The sequence below is a fragment of the Polaromonas sp. P1_G2 genome, from assembly GCF_056405515.1.
The window spans coordinates 1-1,959 of record NZ_JBFUBY010000463.1 but is presented as its reverse complement, the minus strand read 5'-3'; the positions used below and the strand labels follow the sequence as shown (position 1 = coordinate 1,959).

Below are 1,959 nucleotides of genomic sequence, written 5' to 3'. Positions count from 1 at the left end.
GTCGAAGGTCTGCACTTTCTTGTTAAGCAGCGGGTCGCTGGAGTTCGCATCAAAGGCCGCCATGGCCTCGGCCACCAGTTGCAGGTTCAGCACGCTTTGATTGGCCGTGCTGCCGTACCAGTAGCTGAAGGTCAGCTGGTCGGTGTCGCTGATCTTGAGGATCAGGTCATTACCGCTCTTTTCCAGGCTCAACTTGGCGTAGTCAAGGCCGACGCCGCCCAGGCTGACGGTGTCGTCCGGGTTCACAGATGCTCCGCTCGCATACAGCGTATCCTGACCGTCACCGATATTGAAGGCGATGAGGTCTTTCCCGTTGCCGAGGTAGACGACGTCGTTTCCGGTGCCACCTATGAAGAGGTCCGCAGCAGCGGCGCTGCCGCTCAAATGATCGGCGCCGGCTCCTGCATTGAGGTAATTGCTGCCATTGCCATCCGCGAGCTGGTCGTTTCCTGCACCGCCTTCGAGCACATCGAAGCCACCGGCGCCATCGAGCATGTCGCTGCCGCCAAGCCCCTTCAGCATGTCATTGCCGGTGGCACCAAGCATGTAGTCATCACCCTGGGTTCCACCAAACACCACCGCTGCCGCCATCGCAGCGAAGTCGGTTTTGTTCCACAGCGTGCCATCGGCAAATTCGACCTGCTCGACCTTGTAGCCATCGTTCAGATACCAGTGGTACAGCGTGATCACGTCCGTTGTGCCGTCTATGCTCAGGAAAAGATCCCAGTTGTTGCGGTTGAGCTTGATGTCGCCGGCCGTCACGGAGCTGTCGAAGCGGAGGGTATCGATGTTGCCAGCCGTAGTGTCGTATTCGGCAATGATGTCCGAACCGTCCCCGCGCCTATATAGGTACACGTCATTGCCGATATTGCCRYTGAGCGTGTCGTTGCCGGCGCCGCCATCGATCACGTCGCCRAGAATYGACCCCATCACGAGATCATCRCCCGCCGTCCCGCCAAACACCGCCATSGCGGTCAGGGCCGGGATATCCCACACCGTGCCGTCGGCAAACTGGACTTGCTCGATCTTGAAAGCGTCGTTGGCAAACCAGTATCGCAGCGTGATCCGGTCCGAGGTTCCGCTGATATTGAGATAAAGATGATCCTGGTCGCGAGTTACCTTGACGTCAGAAGCGGCCACCGAGTTGTCGAAACGAACAGCGTCAACGTTTCCGGAATTTACGTTGCTCTCCGCGATGGTGTCCGATCCGTCTCCACGCCTGTAGAGGTAGACGTCGTTTCCGATGCCCCCGTCCAACAGGTCGTTACCGCCTTGCCCTTGCAGTATGTCGTCGCCTCCAGTGCCAGAAAGAGAGTCATCTCCCGCGGTSCCACGAACAATGCTCAGGTCCAGCAAGTCRCTTTGATTCCATACCGTACCGTCGGCGAACTCRACGCGCTCGACCTTGTCGGCGTCSCYGTCAAACCAGTTGTWCAGGATGATGCGGTCCGTCGTGCCCGCTATATTCAGGTACAGATTGGCCTGGTCCCGAGTCACATTGATGTCCGCCACGGCCACTGAACTATCGAAACGGACTGTGTCGATATTGCCTGCGAATTCGTCGTGCTCGAGGATGGTGTCCGTGCCGTCGCCTCGCTTGTACAGGTACACATCGTTGCCCGCCAGGCCGCGAAGCTGGTCGTCTCCACCGCCGCCCTCCAGCACGTTGTCGCCCCCCGTTCCCTCGATGTAATCATTGCCGTCAGTGCCGCCGAACACCGTAGCATTCGCCATCGCGGCGAAGTCGGTTTTGTTCCACAGCGTGCCATCGGCAAACTCGACCTGTTCGATCTTGTAGGCATCGTTCAAATACCATCTGGCAAGCGTGATCACATCCGTCGTGCCGTCTATGCTCAGGAAAAGATCCCAGTTGTTGCGGTTGAGCTTGATGTCGCCGGCCGTCACGGAGCTGTCGAAGCGGAGGGTATCGATGTTGCCAACCGTGGTGTCGTATTCGGT

General features: G+C 58.5%; 1 protein-coding gene. It reads right to left on the bottom strand.

The genetic code is table 11. The features are described from left to right. Positions 1 to 1,959, bottom strand: a 1,959-nt coding sequence (locus tag AC1D0P_RS25215) for a calcium-binding protein (RefSeq protein ID WP_477679236.1), incomplete at both ends; no start/stop codon positions are given.